Source organism: Caballeronia sp. PC1 (assembly GCF_021353155.1).
Lineage (GTDB): Bacteria > Pseudomonadota > Gammaproteobacteria > Burkholderiales > Burkholderiaceae > Caballeronia > Caballeronia cordobensis.
Window position 1 is genome coordinate 812242 of sequence record NZ_JAJUBH010000003.1, and the last position, 17494, is coordinate 829735.

Consider the following 17494-nt stretch of genomic DNA (forward strand, 5'->3'; position numbering starts at 1 on the left):
CGCTGCTTGACTTCGAATCGCAGAAAGCCCGAAGAACTGCGCAGTCACCGCTGGTATGGCGTGAACGATCTGCATGCGTTCGGCCATCGCTCGCGCACGGCGCAGATGGGTTATCACCCGTCCGATTACATGGGCAAGCCGGTCATCGCGGTGATCAACACCTGGAGCGAGATCAACTCCTGCCATACCCATTTCAAGCAACGCGTCGAGGAAGTGAAGCGCGGTGTGTGGCAGGCGGGCGGCTTTCCCGTCGAGATGCCGGCGATGAGCCTCGCCGAGCCGTTCCAGAAGCCGACGACCATGCTCTACCGCAATTTCCTCGCGATGGAAGTCGAGGAAGTGCTGCGCTCTTATCCGTTCGACGGCTGCGTGCTGATGGGCGGCTGCGACAAGACCACGCCCGGCCTGCTGATGGGCGCGATCAGCATGAATCTTCCCGCCATCTATCTGCCCGCCGGCCCGATGCTGCGCGGCGACTGGAACGGCCGCACGCTCGGCAGCGGTTCCGATACGTGGAAATATTGGGCCGAACTGCGCGCGGGCAGGATCACCGAGGCTGAATGGAAGGGCCTGGAAAGCGGCATCGCGCGCTCGGCCGGCCATTGCATGACGATGGGCACCGCATCGACGATGACGAGCGCCGCCGAAGCGCTCGGCATGACCTTGCCCGGCTTCGCCTCGATTCCGGCGGTGGATTCGCGTCACGCGCAGTACGCGTCGCAGACGGGGCGGCGCATCGTCGAGATGGTGTGGACGGATCTGAAGCCGTCGGACATTCTCACGCCGAAGTCTTTCGACAACGCGGTGACGACCGTGCTCGCGCTATCCGGCTCGACCAACGCGATCGTGCATCTCGTGGCGGTGGCGCGGCGCGCGGGCGTGCCGCTCACGACCGCGCGCTTCGACGAACTGGCGCGCGTGACGCCGGTGATCGCCGATATCCGTCCGGCGGGCAAATATCTGATGGAGGATTTCTTCTATGCGGGCGGCCTGCGTGCGCTGCTCGCCGAACTCGGCGATTTGATCGACGGCTCGCAACTAACTGTCAATGGCGCGACCCTCGGCGAGAACATCGCGGGCGCCGAAATTTTCGACGACGACGTGATTCGCCGGCGCGGCAATCCGCTGGTGCCGAACGATGCACTCGCCGTGCTGACCGGCAATCTCGCGCCGGATGGCGCCGTCATCAAGCCCGCGGCGATGGAAGCGCGTTTGCTCAAGCATCGCGGGCCGGCGGTGGTGTTCCGCGATTACGCCGATATGGCCGCGCGCATCGACGATGAATCGCTCGACGTCACCGCCGATTCGGTGATCGTGTTGCAGCATGCGGGGCCGGTCGGTGCGCCGGGCATGCCGGAGTGGGGGCAACTGCCGATTCCGCAGAAACTGCTGAGGCAGGGCGTGCGCGACATGGTGCGCATTTCCGATGCGCGCATGAGTGGCACGAGCTACGGTGCGTGCGTGCTGCATGTGGCGCCGGAGTCATTCGTCGGTGGGCCGCTCGCGCTTGTGAGGGATGGCGATATCGTCGAGCTGGATGTGCCTGGGCGGCGTCTTCATCTCGATGTCGGTGAGGAGGTGCTTGCCGCGCGGCGGGCTGAATGGAGGCCGCCGAAGCGTCGGTTTGAACGTGGGTTTGGGGTGATGCATCAGCTGCATGTGATGCAGGCGGATAAGGGGTGTGATTTTGATTTTTTGGAGTAGTGAGGTGGGTTTTGTTTTTTTGGTTTTTTGATTTTCGTTTCGGTTTCGTGGAACTTGCTTTCTCGTTGGTCTATTAGCACTGCCCCTCCCCGGGGCGGGGGTAACTTTCTTTGCTGCTGCAAAGAAAGTCACCAAAGAAAGCAGCTTTGTCACCGCCCGCGGTCACACGCACGTTGGCCATTTTTCTCCTCGGGGAACGGCCCTCGCCTAAAGAGTGCCCCCATAGGCCCAATCGGGCTTGGATCGCGCACGGTCTGACAAACCATAACTTTGAACGCGCTGGTTCAGCACGAAATAGCTTCGGCACAGCGCTGCGCGCTGCCGCTGGGAATGCAAGGGAAACCCACGCATACCCGATTGACCCATCGGCCGCGAAGCGGGCCGGAGCTTGAAATGGCTGTACCGGTTCGTTAAGTGGCGCGATGTGACAGACCGTGCGCGATCCAAGCCCGATGGGTCCTTCGAGGGCGACACTTAGGCGAGTGCCGCCTTGGAGGAGAAGAGTGGCCAAACTGCGTGTGACCGCGGGCGGTGAGAAAGCTGCTTTCTTTGGTGACTTTCTTTGCAGCAGCAAAGAAAGTTACCCCCGCCCCGGGGAGGGGCAGTGCAAATAGACCGACAAGAAATCAGGATTCCATAGAAACCCAATCAATCGACAACGCCCTAAGGCAACAAATTCCACCTAACAATAGCACGCGCATCGCGCTCAAACCCGAGCACACTCATCGCAGCAGTATCCATCACAAGATGCGCGCCAAACGAAGCCACCCCCGTCGCCCACTGCGCGCCGAACACCCGCGAAAAATGCGCATGCGAAAAGAGCGCGATATTCTGCGCCTGCGTAGCAATCAGCTTATCGATCAACGCCTGCGCGCGCGCGCCGATATCCGCGAGACTCTCGCCCTGCGGAATCGGCGATGTCCAAACGGACCAGTCCGGCACCTCGCGCCGAATATCCGCCGTGGTCCGCCCTTCATAAATCCCGTAATTCCACTCATGAAGCTGAGGCTCGACCTGCGCGCCATCACCGAGTCCGGCGAGCTCGCATGTTTCGATCGCACGGGCCATCGGGCTCGTCAGCACAAGGTCGAATCGTTGCGCCGCCAGAACCGGCGCCAGCGCGCGCGCCTGCGTGCGGCCCGCCTCGGTCAGGGCGATGTCCGTCGTGCCGGTGTGCTGGCCAGACTTGCTCCATTCGGTTTCGCCATGCCGGATCAGCCAGATATGCACACCGCTTTTCGTGTTCATGTCGTTCACCCGATGTCTGAAGATAGCCTAGTCGAGTTCGCCCGTCGCGAACGCTTTCAACAGATGATGCGCGATCGCGAACGGCTTCGGCGCCGAGAGCCCGTGTTCGTGCGTGCCGTCGAGCATCGCGCCGACTTCCTTGCGCGTGAACCAGCGCGCATCCTCCAGCTCGTTCTTGTCGACGACAATCTCCGTACTCGCGGCGCGCGCGAAACAGCCGATCATTAGCGACGACGGAAACGGCCACGGCTGCGATGCGTAATAGCGCACGTCCGTGCAGCGGATGCCCGCTTCTTCCAGCACCTCGCGATACACCGCATGCTCGAACGTCTCGCCCGGTTCGACGAAACCCGCGAGCGCCGAGTACATGCCCGGCAGAAACTGCGGCTGACGGCCCAGCAGACAGCGCTCGCCATCGGTGACGAGCATGATCACGACCGGATCGACGCGCGGAAAATGCTGCGCCTTGCAATTCGCGCAGATGCGCCGCCAGCCCGCGCCGCCCGAATCGGTCGGCTGGCCGCAGTTCGCGCAGAAGCGATGCCGCCGATGCCAGTCGAGCATCGAACGCGCCTCGCCGAGCGCGCTGACCATCGGCGGCGACACGAGGCCTTGCATGGCGATGGGGCGCAACTCGATCGCTTCGATCGCCGATTCTTCGGGCAGGCTCTGCGCGCCGCTATCGAAAGACAGGGCGAAAAGCGCGCGTGCTTGCGCGTCGCGGCCGAGAAACACGGTTTGCAGCGGCGCGCCGAGCGTGGCCGCTTCCTGCGCGCTGAAAAGCGGATCGTGGCCGCCCGCGCGCTTGAAGAGCGGCACGTTGTTCACGAAAAGCAGAAAACGCGTGGCCGGATCGGCGCTCAGACCGGCGACGAAGCCGTCGTCGTCGCGCTTTTCCGACACGCGATCGAGCGGATCGAGCGTAAAACCGATGGCATGAGGCGGCGTGGGCATAGTATTTTTGCGTATGTGGCGGAAAGGTCGATCACGCATCGTAGCGAAGATGGCGCGTCCTTGCAGGCGGCGCTTTTCCCGGAGACATCGATGATCACGCTCTACTCGTATCCTCAGTTGTTCGGCCTCGAAGACAACAATCCTTTCGGCCTGAAGGTATTCGCGTTCCTGAAGCTCTCCGGCCTGCCGTTCGAGCATCGCCACGTGCTCGACACGAGCGCCGCGCCGCGCGGCCAGTTGCCGTATCTCGTCGATGACGACGAAACCATCGGCGACAGCGACGCGATCATCGCGCATCTGAAGCGCAAATACACGCTCACGCTCGACGAAGCGCTTGCCGCGCCGCAGCGCGATCTCGATCTGCTGATACGGCGCACGCTCGACGATCTGTATTGGGTGATGTCGTATTCGCGCTGGCGCGACGATCGCTTCTGGCCGCAATTCCGCGATGCACTGCTCGCGCAGCATCCGGAGATCGGCGCGGAGGCGCTGGAAGGCGCGCGCAAATACAACTTCGAGCGGTATCGTTATCAGGGTATCGGGCGGTACGAGCCGGAGGCCGCCTATGCGCGCGGCGTAGCGAGTCTTCAGGCGATAGCGAATCTGCTGGGCGACGCTCCGTTCCTGTTCGGCAACGCGCCCGCGAGCACCGATGCGGCGCTGTATGGCTTTGTCGCGAGCATCTATTTCTACGATATCGATACGCCGCTCAAGCGCTTCGTCGCCGCGCAGGGCAATCTCGTGAAGCATTGCGCCGCGATGCGCGAGCGCATGGGGCAAAGCCCCGCGCCGTAATCACTCCGGCGCCGTTTCCACATCCTTCGCCGACCAGCTTATGCTCGATACGCCGCGCTCCATGCTCATGCGGCTCGCCATGCGTTCGAGCCTCGCCTGATCTTTCGGATGCATGCGCACGGTCGCCGTCACCTTGATGCGCGGCGGTTCGCTTTCGACATCTTCGCTCGTGAGGCTCTGAAACGAGAGCGGCTGCGCGTCCATCGCGTTGGAGAGCAGCGTGCGGATGTGAATCTCGTCCTCTTCTCGCCCGATGACGGTCAGGACATACTCTCGCACGATATCCGCGCTCGACACGGGCGTCGCGTTGATCGCGCGGCTCACTTCGCGCAGGACCGTGTTGGTGGCAAGCACGACGACCGTGCCCGCGATCGCCGGTCCGAAATGCCCGGCGCCGCACAACACGCCGACGGCCGCCGAGCACCAGAGCGTCGCCGCGGTGTTGATGCCCTGGATCGAGCCTTTGTCGCGCATGATCACGCCGCCGCCGAGGAAGCCGACGCCCGACACGACGTACGCCGCGATCTGCGTGACGCCCGCGACGCCGTTGCCCGTCAGGATGCCGAGCGTGACGAAGAGGCATGCGCCGCTCGCGACGAGCGTGATCGTGCGCAAACCCGCCGTGCGCTGGCGCAACTGCCGTTCGAGGCCGATCGCGACGCCGCAGGCGAACGCGGCGAAGAGGCGCAAGGCGAAATCGACGCTCATCGTGACAGTGGCAAAGCCATTCCCGGAATTAAATAAACCGGAAACGATGTCACGCAAACATGTCGCTGGTATGAAAAATTGCGTGAGCGCATGGATTACCGGCACACGGCGCGTGAATCGGATTTCTCTAGTGGCCGCGAAGGTCCGGACGCTTCTAAAGTCGAAACTTCAATTGTCCGGAAGGGAGTCGCACGATGGAGTCGAAAACAAGCGTTTCGATCAATGAGAAAGGGCAGGCAGTCGTTACCCATTCAATGCCTCTGAGCGACTATTGCTTTCAGAGCGCAAAAACCTTGCGTGCCATGGTGCAAGTCGTCAGCAATGCGAAGCTAAATGAGCAAAGCGGCGAACTCGTGAAGCCGCTCATGGAACTGCTGCGCGTACAAGTCGATCAGTTGGAGCCGCTTTTCACGGCGCTCGACCATCACGCCTACGCGAAAGGTTTCGAAGACGGCCGGGACGTGGCGCTGCCGAAGCTGAAGCCGCAGATCGAGTTTGCCAAGGGACCGTCCGCGGAAAGCATCGCCATCAAACCTGCCCGATGAATTTCCTCACGCTCACCCGCACGTCGCGATAATCCGCCGCCGCATCGAAGCCATTCGGGCGCGCAAGCGCGTCGCAATAACTGGCGATGCGCGGCGAGACGACACGCTTCGCGCCGGACAGCGTCCGCTCGCACACGCGTTCGAACGCGCGCGCTTCGTCGCGTGTGCTCACGAGGCCGGCCGCGCCGGCGAGCTGTATGCGGGCCAGCGCGTGCGCGTCGGTTTCTTCGGTGAAGGCGATAACCGGCATCGCCGGAAAGGTTTGCGCCAGCGTGCGCAGCGGCGCGAAACCGTCGGCGCACGATCCTTCGATGCCGCCGCTCAGCACGATCAGGTCGAAGCTCGCGGACTTCAGCCGCCCGAGCAGCTGATCCATGCTCCGCACGCACGCGGTAATCCGAATTCGCTCGTGCGACTCGAACCAGCTTTGCAGCCCGTAGAGCACCACGGGGCGATCGTCCGCGACGATGATCTCGATCTTGTTTTCGCGCATCATTCTTCTTGTCTGCCTTCACGGGTCGTGAACGACGCTTGCCGCGCTCACGTTTTCCCTGGATCGCGCACGGTAACAAATCGGCTGCCTTATCGCTGCATTTCTCAGCATTTCGCTGCGCCGCACAACAAAATATATCGATTACGTGTCGATTTGCACGTCCGCCGTTCGTCGTTCCGTCAAAGGCGCTGTAAAGCGGTAGCAAAAGCGCGCCACGTCCTGAAACCGTTCGACGACCCGGAGGCTGTCCGATGAGCTTGCAACTCTATGCGCACCCGTTTTCATCTTACTGTCAGAAAGTCCTCGTGGCGTTATACGAGAACGGCACGCCCTTCGAATGGCGCGCGCTTACGCCAGAAACGCCGCAGTCCATGCACGAACTCGCCGAAATCTGGCCGATGAAGCGTTTCCCGGTGCTCGTCGACGACGGCACGCCGGTGATCGAATCGACCGTGATCATCGAATATCTGGGACTTCATCATCCCGGCCCGGTGCGCCTCGTGCCCGACGACCCGCGCGCCGCGCTCGAAACGCGCTGGATGGATCGCTTCTTCGACAACTACGTGTCTACGCCGCAGCAGAAAATCATCTTCGACGCCATGCGCGATCCGAAAGAGCGCGATACGCGCGGCGTCTCCGATGCCCGCGCGATGCTCGACACGTCCTATGCATTTCTCGAGCGCAAGATGGCCACGCGCGAATGGGCCGCGGGCGACGCCTTCAGTCTCGCCGATTGCGGCGCGGCGCCGTTTCTCTTCTACGCAGACTGGACGCACCGCATCGGCGACGCGTATCCGAACGTGATCGCGTACCGCAAGCGCCTGCTCGCGCGGCCTTCGTTCGCGCGCGCGGTCGACGAGGCGCGGCCGTATCGGCCGCTGTTTCCGCTCGGCGCGCCGGAGCGCGACTGAATCGCCCACAGCCAAAGGAGATCGACCATGAACTACGTTTCCGCGAACGAACTCGCGCAACGCGCGACGATGCGTTTCCCCAACGAGAGCGCCGACTACCGGCGCGCGCGTACCGCATTGCTGGCGGAAGAAATCGAACTGCGGCGGCATATCGAGCGGGTGGCGCAGATGCGTCGCGCGCTGCCGCCCGGCGGCGAAGTGACAGGCGATTACCGGTTCGACGGCGAGCGCGGGCCGGTCGATTTCGCCGGGCTTTTCGGCGACAAGGACACGCTCGTCACATACAGCTACATGTTCGGGCCGCAACGCGAGCGTCCGTGTCCGATGTGCACGTCGCTGCTTTCTGCATGGGAAGGCGAGGCGCGCGATATCGAACAGCGCGTGGCGCTCGCGGTGATCGCGCGTTCGCCGCTCGACAAGCTGGCCGCCTTCAAAAAGGAACGCGGCTGGCGCGACCTGCGGCTCTTTTCGGATACGAACGGCGACTTCAGCCGCGACTATCACGCGATTTCGAAGGAAGGCGGCGATGAGCCCGCGCTCAACGTGTTCACGCGCCGCGATGGCGTGATTCGTCATTTCTGGAGCGGCGAGATGGATTTCGGCACCGCCGATCCGGGCGAAGACCCGCGCGGTGCGCCGGACCTGATGCCGCTGTGGACTGTGCTGGACATGACGCCGGAGGGCCGAGGCACGAACTGGTATCCGAAGCTGGATTACGGTCCGCGCGAGTAATTCGGCGGTTGACGCGGACGGATACAATGCGGCGGCGCGCGAACATCGCGCTTCTGGCTGACGCTATCCGATCCAACTCATGAACAATTCGTCCCGGGCCTTCCTTTTGGGCCCGCTTCTCAAGAGCGTGTCGCGGTCGTTTTATCTGACGCTGCGCATTCTGCCGGCCGCGATGCGCGATCCCATCGGGCTCGCTTATCTGCTCGCGCGCGCGGCGGATACCATCGCCGATACCTCGCTGATTTCGCCGCAGCGCCGTCTGGAATGGCTGCTTTCGCTGCGCCGGCAGGTCAACGGTGCGCCCGACGACGGCGCGCTCGCCAGTATCGCGGGCGAAGTCGCGGGCCAGCAGACGCAGCCGGACGAGCGCGCGCTGCTCGAACGCCTCGCCGAAGCGCTCGCGATCCTGCCGCAACTGAGCCGCGACGATCAGGCCGCCGTCCGCGACATCGTCACGACGCTGACGACCGGCATGGAATTCGATCTGCGCACGTTTCCCGACGAAACCTCGGGCCATATCGTCGCGTTGCGGGAATTCGGCGAACTGGATCGTTATACGTATCTGGTCGCGGGCTGCGTCGGCGAATTCTGGACCAAGATGACCTACGCGCACATGCCCGGCACGCTGAAGGCCGCGCCCGAGACGATGCTCGCGCTCGGCGTGCGCTTCGGCAAGGCGCTGCAAATGACCAACGTGCTGCGCGATTGCGCGCGCGACCTGCGCATCGGCCGATGCTATCTGCCCGAAACCCTGCTCGCGCGTCATGCCCTCGCGCCGCGCGATCTGCTGCAGCCGGAATCGTCGGCGCGCGCGCGGCCCGTGCTATTCGACCTGCTGCGCACGTCGATCGCGCTCTTTCAGGATGCCGTCGATTACACGCTCGCGATTCCCGCGACGGCAGTTCGCCTGCGGCTCGCGTGTCTGTGGCCGATCATGATCGGGCTCGACACGCTCGTGCTGCTCGCGCGCAATGAGGCATGGCTCGATCCCGGCCGCATCTCGAAGGTTCGCCGCAACGACGTGTATCGCATCATGGCGGCGTCGCTGCCGATGGTGGCATCGAACGGCATGCTGCGCGCGTGGACTTCACGCCGCATGCGCGCGATCGAAGCGGAAATCGGCGCCGGATTCAGCGCCGCAGTTCGGCCATGATCCGCTCGGCCAGAAAGTCGCAAGGCGGCCGTTTCGATGCCGCGCTGCGCGCCAGCACCACTTCAAGCGTGCCGATATCGGGCAAGCCTTGCGCCGGACCGAGCAGCGTGAAATGCGCGGGCACGGCGCATTTCGCGAGCGGCGTCACGGCGAGACCGGCCTCGGCCATCGTCAACAGACCGAGCAGGCTCGGGCTCTCATACGACGTGCGATAGCCGATGCGCGCGCGCTCCAGGCTGCGGATCGCGTTCTCGCGCGCGACGCTGCCCGGCAGGAACACGGCGATCGGCAAGGGCCGCTCCTTCCAGATTTCGGTGCCGGGCGCGGCGGCCCAGACCATCGGCTCGTGGCGCAGGAATTCGCCCGACAGGCCCTTGACGCGCGTGGCGCAGACGAGATCGACCGTGCCGTCCTTCACCATCGGCGCGAGCGCGAGGCTCGGCAAGCCGACGACCTGAATCTCGACTTTCGGATACGTCGCGGAAAATTTCTTGAGGATGGGCGGAAAAAGCGACGACGCGTAATCGTCCGGCACGCCGATCACCACGCGCCCGGTCACGTCCGGCCGCACGACCGCCGCCCAGGCCTCGTCGCGCAGCGCGATCATGCGGCGCGCGTAGGTGAGCAGCACCTCGCCGTCTTGCGTCGGCACCACGCTGCGCGGCTTGCGCACGAAGAGCGCCTTGCCCAGCGCGGTTTCCAGCGTCTTGATCTGCATGCTCACCGCCGATTGCGAGCGATGCACGAGTTCCGCGGCGCGGCTGATATTGCCCGTATCCGCGACCGCGACGATCATCGACAGTACGTCGAGGTCGAGCGCTTTCATGGCGAACTTCATGGAGCACGACCGTTTGCTATCAGATAATCTGAACGATTCTATCAAAATTATGCGTTTTTCTTTTGCTTCCGCGCGGCGCATAGTCGCATCAAAGGAGCGAACCATGAACGCGCGAACCGATCTTTCCGTCCTCACCGCCGTGCAAGGCTTACCCGAACCGTCGTTCGCCACGACCGCGTCGGGCATTTCCGTGCCGTTCATCGAGTGCGGAGAGGGCGAGCCGATGCTCTTCGTGCATGGCTCGCTGTGCGATTACCGCTACTGGAGCGCGCAGGTCGTGCCGCTCGCGAAACACTTCCGCTGCATCGCGCCGAGCCTGTCGCATTACTGGCCCGCCGTCGATGCGTTCGTGCGCGGCGAATTCAGCGTGGAAGCGCACGTCGCGGAAATGGCGGAGTTCATCGAGTCGCTCGATCTCGCGCCGGTGCACCTCGTCGGGCATTCGCGCGGCGGCAGCATCGCGTTTCATCTGGCGCGGGAGTATCCGCGGCTCGTCAAGACGCTGACGCTTGCCGATCCGGGCGGGCCGCTGGAACTTGTGTCGCAGTCCGCGCCCGCGACGCTGCCGCCCGCGACCAACGCGCTGCGCGCGCGCGTGGCCGAACTGATCGAACAGGGCGAGTACGACCGTGGCCTGGAAATGTTCGTGGATTCGGTGAGCATGCCGGGCTTCTGGAAAAAGAGCACGGAGAGCTTTCGCCGCATGGCGCTCGACAACGCGCTCACGCTGCCCAAGCAGTTCCGCGATCCGCTGCCCGCCTACACACGCGACGCGGCGCGCGACATCAAGTGCCGCACGCTTCTGATCGACGGTCAGAAAAGCCCGCGCATGTTCCGCAACAACGTCGAGAAGCTCGAAGAATGGGTTGAGTTCGCGGAGCGCGTGACGATCGCGGGCGCATCGCACGGCATGAATGCCGCGAGCCCGGGCGCGTTCAATCGCGCGGTTCAGGCGTTTGCCGGGGCGTGGTAGGCGTTATTGCAGCTTCCAGATGTTGGCCGCGATCGTGCCTTCGTCGTTGAACACGTTGATGATGTCGGGCACATCGCTGATCGGCACATTGTTCACGACCAGCGCGAACGCAAGCCTGCGGCCGCTTTTCGCATCGATATAACCCGCGAGCGCCTGTCCTTTCAGCGTGATCTGCTGCTGCCCGTTCGGGCCGTCCGTGCCCGCCACGTAAGTGCCGGTTTTCGCGTACACCTTGCCCTTCGCGCCCGCGAGCGTCGGATCGCTTTCGAAGTCGGTCGTGCTCGCGAGCGAGCCGTCGACGCCGAGAAAGGGCATCGAGTCGACGTAGGCCGGGAAAGCCGGGCGGCCGTTCATCGCGCGCAACATGGCGATGACCGCGAGCGGCGTCGCCGTGGTTTCGCCGCCGCCGCTGCCGTCGATGAAATGCGTCTGCGTCATCGGCACGTTGAACGGCGCGCTCGATAGCGTCGCGTTTTCCGCCGCGAGCGCGGTGGCGAGCGTAGTCGAGCCGTTGTTCGCGACGCCGAACAGCATGAGGCTCGTGTCCGCGCCGATGTTGTAGCTGACCTTCAGAATCCACTTCGTATATTGCGCCCACGGCTGCGACGTGAGCTGCGCGACGCGCGTATCGGCGGAATACGCGTTCTTCGCGGGCAGCAGCTGCACCGGATTGCCCTCGACGGCGTTCGCCGTGACGGTCACGCCCGCGCGCGCGAGCGCTTCGATCAGCACCGTGCGCGCGTAGTTCGACGGCTGCGTGATGCGGAACGTGCGGATCACCGGAAAGCTCGGGACGATCGGCGGCACGTAATCCGCGGGAATCGAGCCGCCCAGCACGCCGCCGCAGGGCAGCGCGCCGAAGCAGGCCGGCTCCTCGGGCGTCACGGTGATGTTCGCGGCCGTGCCCGCCGGGCCCGTCAGCAAAGTGGATTGCACCGTGAACGCCGACGACATCGGCCGGTAATCCACCGGCGACAGCGAGCCCGCGCTGCCCTGGCCGATGATCGTATCCACCACGTCGTCATTGACGAAGATCGGCCGCAGATTGAACTCGCCGCGAAAATCGAACGGGTCGAACAGCCGGTCGTCGATCACGACTTCGCCGTTGATTCGCTTGATGCCCGCCGCCGCGACCTGCGCCGCGAGCGAGTCGTAGCCCGCGAGCGGATCGGGCGCGGTGATCTGCGCATTGCCGAGATTGTTGGCTTCGTTGTGGTCGAAGTTGGTGAAGGCGAGCGTGCCGTCGGGATTCGTGCGGCCGCCCATCGCGAGATCGCCGCTCGCGACGAGCACGAGATTGCCGTTCAGCGTGCCGCTCGCATCGACGGTGCCGAGGCGATACACCGGTGTCTGGAACTGATGCTGCGCGCCGTACTGATCGAGCGCCGCGCCTACGGAAAAGACCTTGCGTACCGACGCGATATACAACTGCGCGTTCGAATTCATGTCGTAGATCACGTCGCCCGAATTCAGATCGACGACGCGCAGCGCCCACGTCGAGCCCTGATACATGGGCTTTTTCATCACCTGGGTGATGGAATCGGGCACGGCGGTGTTGTTGGAGTCCGATCCGCCGCACGCGGACAGGGACGCGGCGAGCGCGCAGCCAAGCGCGAGAGCGGCAAGGCGTGCCGGACTTCCTGAAAGCGGGATCATGACGCGGCTCCGATAAAGGCACATCACGCTCCGATGGGAGCGAACACCAATACGTCGGGACTGCTTCACAGCGCAGACAGGAAATCGTCGGCGGCCGCACGCCGTTATTAAGGGAGCGGCTGAGTGAAATTAACGAGCATGCGCATGCCTTGTCAAGCACGGACTATCGCTAATCGGGCGCCAGATCGAAGCCTTAATCGTGGCGTTTAGGCAAGCGCTTTTTGTACGATTTCTCGAGCGACTTTCACGCGCTTGTTGTGACCTGACAACGGCAAAACGTTTGGCGAAGGCTAAGATCGTTCGCACCTCATCGCCAGGAAGAGGCTATCCGTGAACACCGGCCACGACGATCTCGACGCATGGAAACGCCGCCGCACAGTGGAACTGGCGTTCGAGCTGGCCGATAGCGGCCGCTTCGACGACTTCACCGATATCGCCTACGCGCTGCAATTCGAGCGCGGCATGGCGACCGCGCAGGCGCTCATCGACGATCCCGAGATGCGCCGCGTGCTCAACCGGCGCTGCGCCGATGCACGCGAGAAACTCGCGCCTCTGCCCGAGCCGGAAGTCGTGCAGTTGGTCGAGCAGGAAGCGATACCATCGCCCGCCGTCGAAGCCACGGCTGACGCATCGAACGATCATGCGCAAATGCCCGGCGCCGTCGACTTCCAGCGCGCGCCGTCTCTGCTTCGCCGCGCCTTGAATGCCGTATGGCGGCCCGGCAATGCGGGCGATCTCAATTCCGCCGCTTCCTGAGCGTTTCTTTTCGCCCGGCCGTGCGTTGCCGCACGATCGCACCGCGCCGGCACGATTTCCACGCCCCATTTGCGCACGAATGGCGGATTTGCACGACTTTTGCGCCCGGCAAAACCATTACACTTGTGGAAGCTGAACCATAAGCCCGGTTTGCGCACCTGTGCCTGTCCGGTGATTGAACTTCGAGGAGGAAATGTTCGTGGCTAACGAAAAAATGCTCGCGCAGATGGCTGAGAAGGATGGTTTCATTGCCGCGCTGGATCAAAGCGGCGGCTCGACGCCCGGCGCGCTGCGGCAATACGGAATTCCCGACGACGCCTATAACGGCGACGCCGACATGTTCAAGCTGATGCACGAAATGCGCGTGCGCATCATGACCGCGCCTTCGTTTTCGGGCAAGAAAGTCATCGGCGCAATTCTGTTCGAGCGCACGATGGACGGCGAAGCGGAAGGCAAGCCGGTGCCCACGTTCTTGTGGGAAGACCGCGGCGTCGTGCCGTTTCTGAAGGTGGACAAAGGCCTCGAAGCCGAAGCGGACGGCGTGCAGGTGATGAAGCCGATTCCCGGTCTCGACGATCTGCTCGCGCGCGCTGTGAAGCTCGGCATCTTCGGCACGAAAATGCGCTCGGTGATCCATCAGGCGAACGAGAAGGGCATCGCCGCGGTCGCCGCGCAGCAGTTCGAAGTGGGCGCGCAGATCATCAAGCACGGTCTCGTGCCGATTCTCGAACCCGAAGTGTCGATCAAGAGCCCGGACAAGAAGGGCGCGGAAAAATTCCTGCGCGACGAATTGCTCAAAGGCCTCAACGCGCTGCCGGAATCGAGCCAGGTGATGATCAAGCTGACCATCCCCGACGAAGCGGATTTCTATCGTCCGCTGATCGAGCATCCGCGCGTGGTGCGTGTCGTCGCGCTGTCGGGCGGCTATACGCGCAGCGACGCGTGCAAGAAGCTCGCGCAGAACCACGGCATGATCGCGAGCTTCTCGCGCGCGCTCATCAACGAGCTGAAGAAGTCGATGAGCGACAGCGAGTTCGACAAGACGCTCGAAACGTCGATCGACGAGATCTACGACGCGTCTGTCCAGAAGGTCTGATTGCTTGGCATCGGCATCGATACGCGCTAACCGGCGCGTTCGGTAGGCGGCGGCGTCTGCACGACGGGCGACGCCGCCCGCAAAATGTCCTCGCGCGTGCCGCTTTTCGGCGGATAGATGCGCTCGCCATTGATCGTGCGCTTCGTCGCCTTCGCCGTCTCGCCCTGCGTGACGAGCTTCCTGTCCCATCCTTCCGTGTACACCGCGCCCCACGGCCCGAGATCGCAGATGGTCGTGTACCAGTCGATCGACAGCGGCAGCATCTCCAGCCCGAACAGATCGCAGACGGCGTTGTTGCCCGCGTAACGTCCCATCGGCCGGCCATGCTGGCACGACATCACCGAAGGCCGCGTGCCGTCGATCAGAATGCGCGCGCAGTCGCCCGCCGCGAACACGCCCGGCACGCCTTCCGCGCGCAGGAACGTATCGACGGGCACGCGCCCGAGCGGATCGAGCGTGACCGGCAACTGACTCGCAAGCGCGTTCGCATGCATGCCGCCGCACCAGACGACCGTCGCGGCCTCGATGCGCTCGCTCGCGGTGCCGTCGCTGAGCGTGACGCCCGCTTCATCGAGCGATTCGAGCGTGACGCCTGCGCGCACCTCGACATCCAGCGTCTTCAGCGCGCCTTCGATGACGGGCTGCGCGCCGCCCATCGATTGCGCGATCGTCGCCGAACGGTCCGCGAGCACCACGCGCACCTTGCCGCGATCCGCATCCGCGACGATCTCGCGCAACCGCGCCGGCAATTCCGCGGCAAGCTCGATGCCCGTCAGCCCCGCGCCGACCACGACCGCCGTATAGCGGCCCGGCGTGTCCGGCAATGCGGGCAAGGTCAGCAGATGCGCCTGCAGCTTGCACGCGCCCGCGTACGTATCGACGTCGAAGGAATGGCAGTCGAGGCCGGGAATCGGCGGGCGCACGAGCACGCTGCCCGCCGCGAGAATCAGCCGGTCGTAGTCGAGCGATTCCGCCGTGCCGTCGCGTTCGATCGACACGCGGCGAGTCGCGCTGTCGATCTCCGTCGCTTTCGCCTGAATCAGCTTCACGCCTGCCGGACCGAGCACCGTGTCGAGCTGCACGAGCGTCGGATCGAGCGGCTGCTCGTAGTTGCGCACGCGCACGCTATGAAACGGCGCGGGATTGACGATGACGACTTCGGCTTCTTCGGTGCGGTTCAATTCATCGAGCTTGCGCGCCGCCGAAAGCGCGCTCCACAGACCGGCGAAACCCGCGCCGATCACCAGGATTCGTTTCAAGATCATTCTCCTGAATAAACGATCGTTCGTGCCATGAACCGTGCGGAGCAGCCCGCTGCTTTGGTTATAGGCGATGCGCGCGTCGATTGGCTTTCCATTGCGCATGCCCGGATTAGTGCGAATTTCGCCAAAAGTGATTTCGTCGTTTAGGTATTTACCCTAGGGCGTGCGATATCTAAACTTTGCTCAACGGTCGCAAACGAGCAAAGCAAGGCAAAGCAACGTGAGCGACAACTCGATAAATCAATGGATGGAGGAAAGAATCATGAACAAGCTCATCGGTATTGCAGCGGTCGCTCTGGCTTTTGCCGCTCCGGTCGCATCGTTCGCGCAATCGAATCAGCCCGTGACCCGCGCGCAAGTCCGCGCTGAAATCGTGCAACTGGAAAAGGCGGGCTATAACCCCGGCGTGGTCAGCGATTCGAAGTATCCCGCTGACATTCAGGCTGCCGAAGCGCGTATCGCCGCGCAAAACGGCACCGCGCAAAGCGCGTTCGGCGGCGTGAGCGAAGGCTCGGCGCAATCCGGCGTACGCTCGGCTCAGGCCGACGTTTTCCCGACATTCGCGCATCACTAAGCAACGCGGAAAGCAATGAAACGCGCCCGAACGATCGGGCGCGTTTTGCATTTCACGGCATGAGCGGAAATCCGCCCGCAAAGGTCTCGCGCAAATAGCCGATGAACAGCGCGACCGCGCGCGGCACATGCGGCGAATAAGGCCGCACCACGAAAAGCTGATCCGCGAATGCGCCGACCGGACGCCATTCCGGCAGCAGCACCACGAGCTTGCCGGCCTGCACGGCGGCTTGCGCGGTGAAATCCGGCAATAGCGCAATGCCCAGATCGTCGAGCGCGGCATCGCGCAGCACCTCGCTGTTATTCGCCGCAAAAGGGCCGCTCACGGCGAGCGTGTAAGGCCCGGCGGAACTCTTGCGCCCGCCCTTTCTCTGGAACGACCAGATGCTCGACGCCTGCGGACGCGGATAGACGAGGCAATCGTGCGTGACGAGATCGTTGGGCGTCGCAGGCGTGCCGCGCCGCTTCAGATAGGCGCGCGTCGCGACGATCACCGAATGCGTGTCGCACAGTTTCCACGCGACGTGCGTATCCGGCACCTGCGCGCTGTGCCGCACCGCGAGATCGAAGCCCTCGCTCGCGATCGAGCTCAGTTTGTCCGATGCTTCCAGTTGAACGCGCACTTCCGGATGCGCATGCAGAAACCCCGACATGCGCGGCACGAGCTGCTGCCGCGAAAAGGCCATCGGCGCGGTTACGCGGATCAGGCCGCGCGCGACGCCCGCCATCTCCTTCACGCTCAAAAAACTCGACGCGATGCGCTCGTACTGCCCGCGCGTGTCGTCGACGAGCCTGCGGCCCGCCTCCGTAAAGCGCACGCTGCGCGTCGTGCGCGTGACGAGCGGCACGCCCGCCGCGCGCTCCAGTTCGGCGATGCGCTGGCTCATCGCCGCTTTCGACACGTTCAGCCGCGCCGCCGCCGCCGTGTAGCTGCCTTGCTCCGCGAGCACCGTCAGCCAGTGCAAGTGGGTCCAGAGCGCTTCGATCTTTTGCTCGTCCATCGGCCGATTGTTTGTGGTTGCGAACAATGAGTTCAATCTTAGCGTCTTTGCAAGCCGCACGCGGATTCATACACTGCAGTCATCGCCCAACCATTC

Annotated in this window: 18 protein-coding genes; 10 read left to right on the top strand and 8 right to left on the bottom strand. The window is 63.7% G+C overall.

Annotated features, from left to right (window positions below):
- The first annotated feature begins 6 nt into the window (after positions 1 to 6).
- Positions 7 to 1704, top strand: coding sequence for an L-arabinonate dehydratase (gene araD / locus LY284_RS28420; RefSeq protein ID WP_233389546.1), 1698 nt, complete (start codon positions 7 to 9; stop codon positions 1702 to 1704).
- 663 nt (positions 1705 to 2367) lie between these two features.
- Here the strand turns inward: araD and LY284_RS28425 are convergent.
- Positions 2368 to 2934 carry a histidine phosphatase family protein gene (locus tag LY284_RS28425; RefSeq protein WP_233389548.1) on the bottom strand — a complete coding sequence of 189 codons (567 nt, stop codon included), beginning with the start codon at positions 2932 to 2934 and terminating at the stop codon, positions 2368 to 2370.
- A gap of 45 nt (positions 2935 to 2979) precedes the next feature.
- Entirely contained in the window at positions 2980 to 3906 is a 927-nt protein-coding gene (nudC, locus tag LY284_RS28430; protein ID WP_233389550.1) for an NAD(+) diphosphatase, read from the bottom strand.
- Between the two features lie 90 nt (positions 3907 to 3996).
- On the opposite strand from nudC, the gene LY284_RS28435 reads away from it, so the two are divergent.
- Complete coding sequence (locus LY284_RS28435) at positions 3997 to 4701, top strand: glutathione S-transferase family protein (RefSeq protein ID WP_233389552.1); 705 nt, start codon at positions 3997 to 3999, stop codon at positions 4699 to 4701.
- On the opposite strand, the gene LY284_RS28440 is transcribed toward LY284_RS28435, so the two are convergent.
- Entirely contained in the window at positions 4702 to 5409 is a 708-nt protein-coding gene (locus tag LY284_RS28440) for an MgtC/SapB family protein (protein ID WP_014252772.1), read from the bottom strand.
- 302 nt (positions 5410 to 5711) lie between these two features.
- Here LY284_RS28440 and LY284_RS28445 point away from each other — a divergent pair, with 302 nt between their 5' ends.
- Positions 5712 to 5954 carry a hypothetical protein gene (locus LY284_RS28445; protein ID WP_041733482.1) on the top strand — a complete coding sequence of 81 codons (243 nt, stop codon included), beginning with the start codon at positions 5712 to 5714 and terminating at the stop codon, positions 5952 to 5954.
- On the opposite strand, the gene LY284_RS28450 is transcribed toward LY284_RS28445, so the two are convergent.
- Positions 5938 to 6450, bottom strand: a complete 513-nt coding sequence (locus LY284_RS28450; protein ID WP_233389554.1) for a response regulator — start codon at positions 6448 to 6450, stop codon at positions 5938 to 5940. The genes LY284_RS28445 and LY284_RS28450 overlap by 17 nt on opposite strands.
- A gap of 248 nt (positions 6451 to 6698) precedes the next feature.
- On the opposite strand from LY284_RS28450, the gene LY284_RS28455 reads away from it, so the two are divergent.
- The 3 genes from LY284_RS28455 (at position 6699) to LY284_RS28465 (ending at position 9243) form a co-directional block, all read left to right on the top strand.
- On the top strand, positions 6699 to 7358 hold the full coding sequence (locus LY284_RS28455) for a glutathione S-transferase family protein (protein WP_233389556.1): 660 nt from the start codon (positions 6699 to 6701) through the stop codon (positions 7356 to 7358).
- Positions 7359 to 7385: 27 nt separating this feature from the next.
- Positions 7386 to 8090: a DUF899 family protein gene (locus tag LY284_RS28460; RefSeq protein WP_233389559.1), complete on the top strand. Its 705-nt coding sequence runs from the start codon at positions 7386 to 7388 to the stop codon at positions 8088 to 8090.
- 79 nt (positions 8091 to 8169) lie between these two features.
- Entirely contained in the window at positions 8170 to 9243 is a 1074-nt protein-coding gene (locus LY284_RS28465) for a phytoene/squalene synthase family protein (RefSeq protein WP_233389561.1), read from the top strand.
- Here the strand turns inward: LY284_RS28465 and LY284_RS28470 are convergent.
- On the bottom strand, positions 9221 to 10069 hold the full coding sequence (locus tag LY284_RS28470; RefSeq protein WP_175582561.1) for a LysR substrate-binding domain-containing protein: 849 nt from the start codon (positions 10067 to 10069) through the stop codon (positions 9221 to 9223). The two genes, LY284_RS28465 and LY284_RS28470, sit on opposite strands and share 23 nt — an antisense overlap.
- A gap of 115 nt (positions 10070 to 10184) precedes the next feature.
- Between LY284_RS28470 and LY284_RS28475 the strand changes: the two genes are divergently transcribed.
- Positions 10185 to 11054 carry an alpha/beta fold hydrolase gene (locus LY284_RS28475; RefSeq protein ID WP_233389563.1) on the top strand — a complete coding sequence of 290 codons (870 nt, stop codon included), beginning with the start codon at positions 10185 to 10187 and terminating at the stop codon, positions 11052 to 11054.
- 3 nt (positions 11055 to 11057) lie between these two features.
- Here LY284_RS28475 and LY284_RS28480 read toward each other — a convergent pair whose 3' ends face one another.
- Positions 11058 to 12710, bottom strand: a complete 1653-nt coding sequence (locus tag LY284_RS28480) for a D-alanyl-D-alanine carboxypeptidase/D-alanyl-D-alanine-endopeptidase (RefSeq protein WP_233389565.1) — start codon at positions 12708 to 12710, stop codon at positions 11058 to 11060.
- Positions 12711 to 13040: 330 nt separating this feature from the next.
- On the opposite strand from LY284_RS28480, the gene LY284_RS28485 reads away from it, so the two are divergent.
- Positions 13041 to 13466 (top strand): hypothetical protein, encoded by a 426-nt coding sequence (locus tag LY284_RS28485; protein WP_233389566.1) that lies wholly within the window; start codon positions 13041 to 13043, stop codon positions 13464 to 13466.
- A 193-nt stretch (positions 13467 to 13659) separates the two neighbouring features.
- Positions 13660 to 14562 carry a fructose bisphosphate aldolase gene (locus tag LY284_RS28490; protein ID WP_233389570.1) on the top strand — a complete coding sequence of 301 codons (903 nt, stop codon included), beginning with the start codon at positions 13660 to 13662 and terminating at the stop codon, positions 14560 to 14562.
- 26 nt (positions 14563 to 14588) lie between these two features.
- Here the strand turns inward: LY284_RS28490 and LY284_RS28495 are convergent, their stop codons facing one another.
- Entirely contained in the window at positions 14589 to 15821 is a 1233-nt protein-coding gene (locus LY284_RS28495) for an NAD(P)/FAD-dependent oxidoreductase (RefSeq protein WP_233389572.1), read from the bottom strand.
- A gap of 265 nt (positions 15822 to 16086) precedes the next feature.
- On the opposite strand from LY284_RS28495, the gene LY284_RS28500 reads away from it, so the two are divergent.
- Entirely contained in the window at positions 16087 to 16398 is a 312-nt protein-coding gene (locus LY284_RS28500) for a DUF4148 domain-containing protein (protein ID WP_045462409.1), read from the top strand.
- Positions 16399 to 16450: 52 nt separating this feature from the next.
- Here LY284_RS28500 and LY284_RS28505 read toward each other — a convergent pair whose 3' ends face one another.
- Positions 16451 to 17398, bottom strand: a complete 948-nt coding sequence (locus tag LY284_RS28505) for a LysR family transcriptional regulator (protein ID WP_014252760.1) — start codon at positions 17396 to 17398, stop codon at positions 16451 to 16453.
- Between the last annotated feature and the right edge of the window lie 96 nt (positions 17399 to 17494).

Excerpts from the sequence above, each read along its gene's own strand:
- nudC (WP_233389550.1), bottom strand. The coding sequence starts at position 3,906 with ATGCCCACGCCGCCTCATGCCATCGGTTTTACGCTCGATCCGCTCGAT.
- LY284_RS28435 (WP_233389552.1), top strand. The coding sequence starts at position 3,997 with ATGATCACGCTCTACTCGTATCCTCAGTTGTTCGGCCTCGAAGACAAC.
- LY284_RS28440 (WP_014252772.1), bottom strand. The coding sequence starts at position 5,409 with ATGAGCGTCGATTTCGCCTTGCGCCTCTTCGCCGCGTTCGCCTGCGGC.
- LY284_RS28445 (WP_041733482.1), top strand. The coding sequence starts at position 5,712 with ATGGTGCAAGTCGTCAGCAATGCGAAGCTAAATGAGCAAAGCGGCGAA.
- LY284_RS28450 (WP_233389554.1), bottom strand. The coding sequence starts at position 6,450 with ATGATGCGCGAAAACAAGATCGAGATCATCGTCGCGGACGATCGCCCC.
- LY284_RS28455 (WP_233389556.1), top strand. The coding sequence starts at position 6,699 with ATGAGCTTGCAACTCTATGCGCACCCGTTTTCATCTTACTGTCAGAAA.
- LY284_RS28460 (WP_233389559.1), top strand. The coding sequence starts at position 7,386 with ATGAACTACGTTTCCGCGAACGAACTCGCGCAACGCGCGACGATGCGT.
- LY284_RS28465 (WP_233389561.1), top strand. The coding sequence starts at position 8,170 with ATGAACAATTCGTCCCGGGCCTTCCTTTTGGGCCCGCTTCTCAAGAGC.
- LY284_RS28470 (WP_175582561.1), bottom strand. The coding sequence starts at position 10,069 with ATGAAAGCGCTCGACCTCGACGTACTGTCGATGATCGTCGCGGTCGCG.
- LY284_RS28475 (WP_233389563.1), top strand. The coding sequence starts at position 10,185 with ATGAACGCGCGAACCGATCTTTCCGTCCTCACCGCCGTGCAAGGCTTA.
- LY284_RS28480 (WP_233389565.1), bottom strand. The coding sequence starts at position 12,710 with ATGATCCCGCTTTCAGGAAGTCCGGCACGCCTTGCCGCTCTCGCGCTT.
- LY284_RS28490 (WP_233389570.1), top strand. The coding sequence starts at position 13,660 with ATGTTCGTGGCTAACGAAAAAATGCTCGCGCAGATGGCTGAGAAGGAT.
- LY284_RS28500 (WP_045462409.1), top strand. The coding sequence starts at position 16,087 with ATGAACAAGCTCATCGGTATTGCAGCGGTCGCTCTGGCTTTTGCCGCT.
- LY284_RS28505 (WP_014252760.1), bottom strand. The coding sequence starts at position 17,398 with ATGGACGAGCAAAAGATCGAAGCGCTCTGGACCCACTTGCACTGGCTG.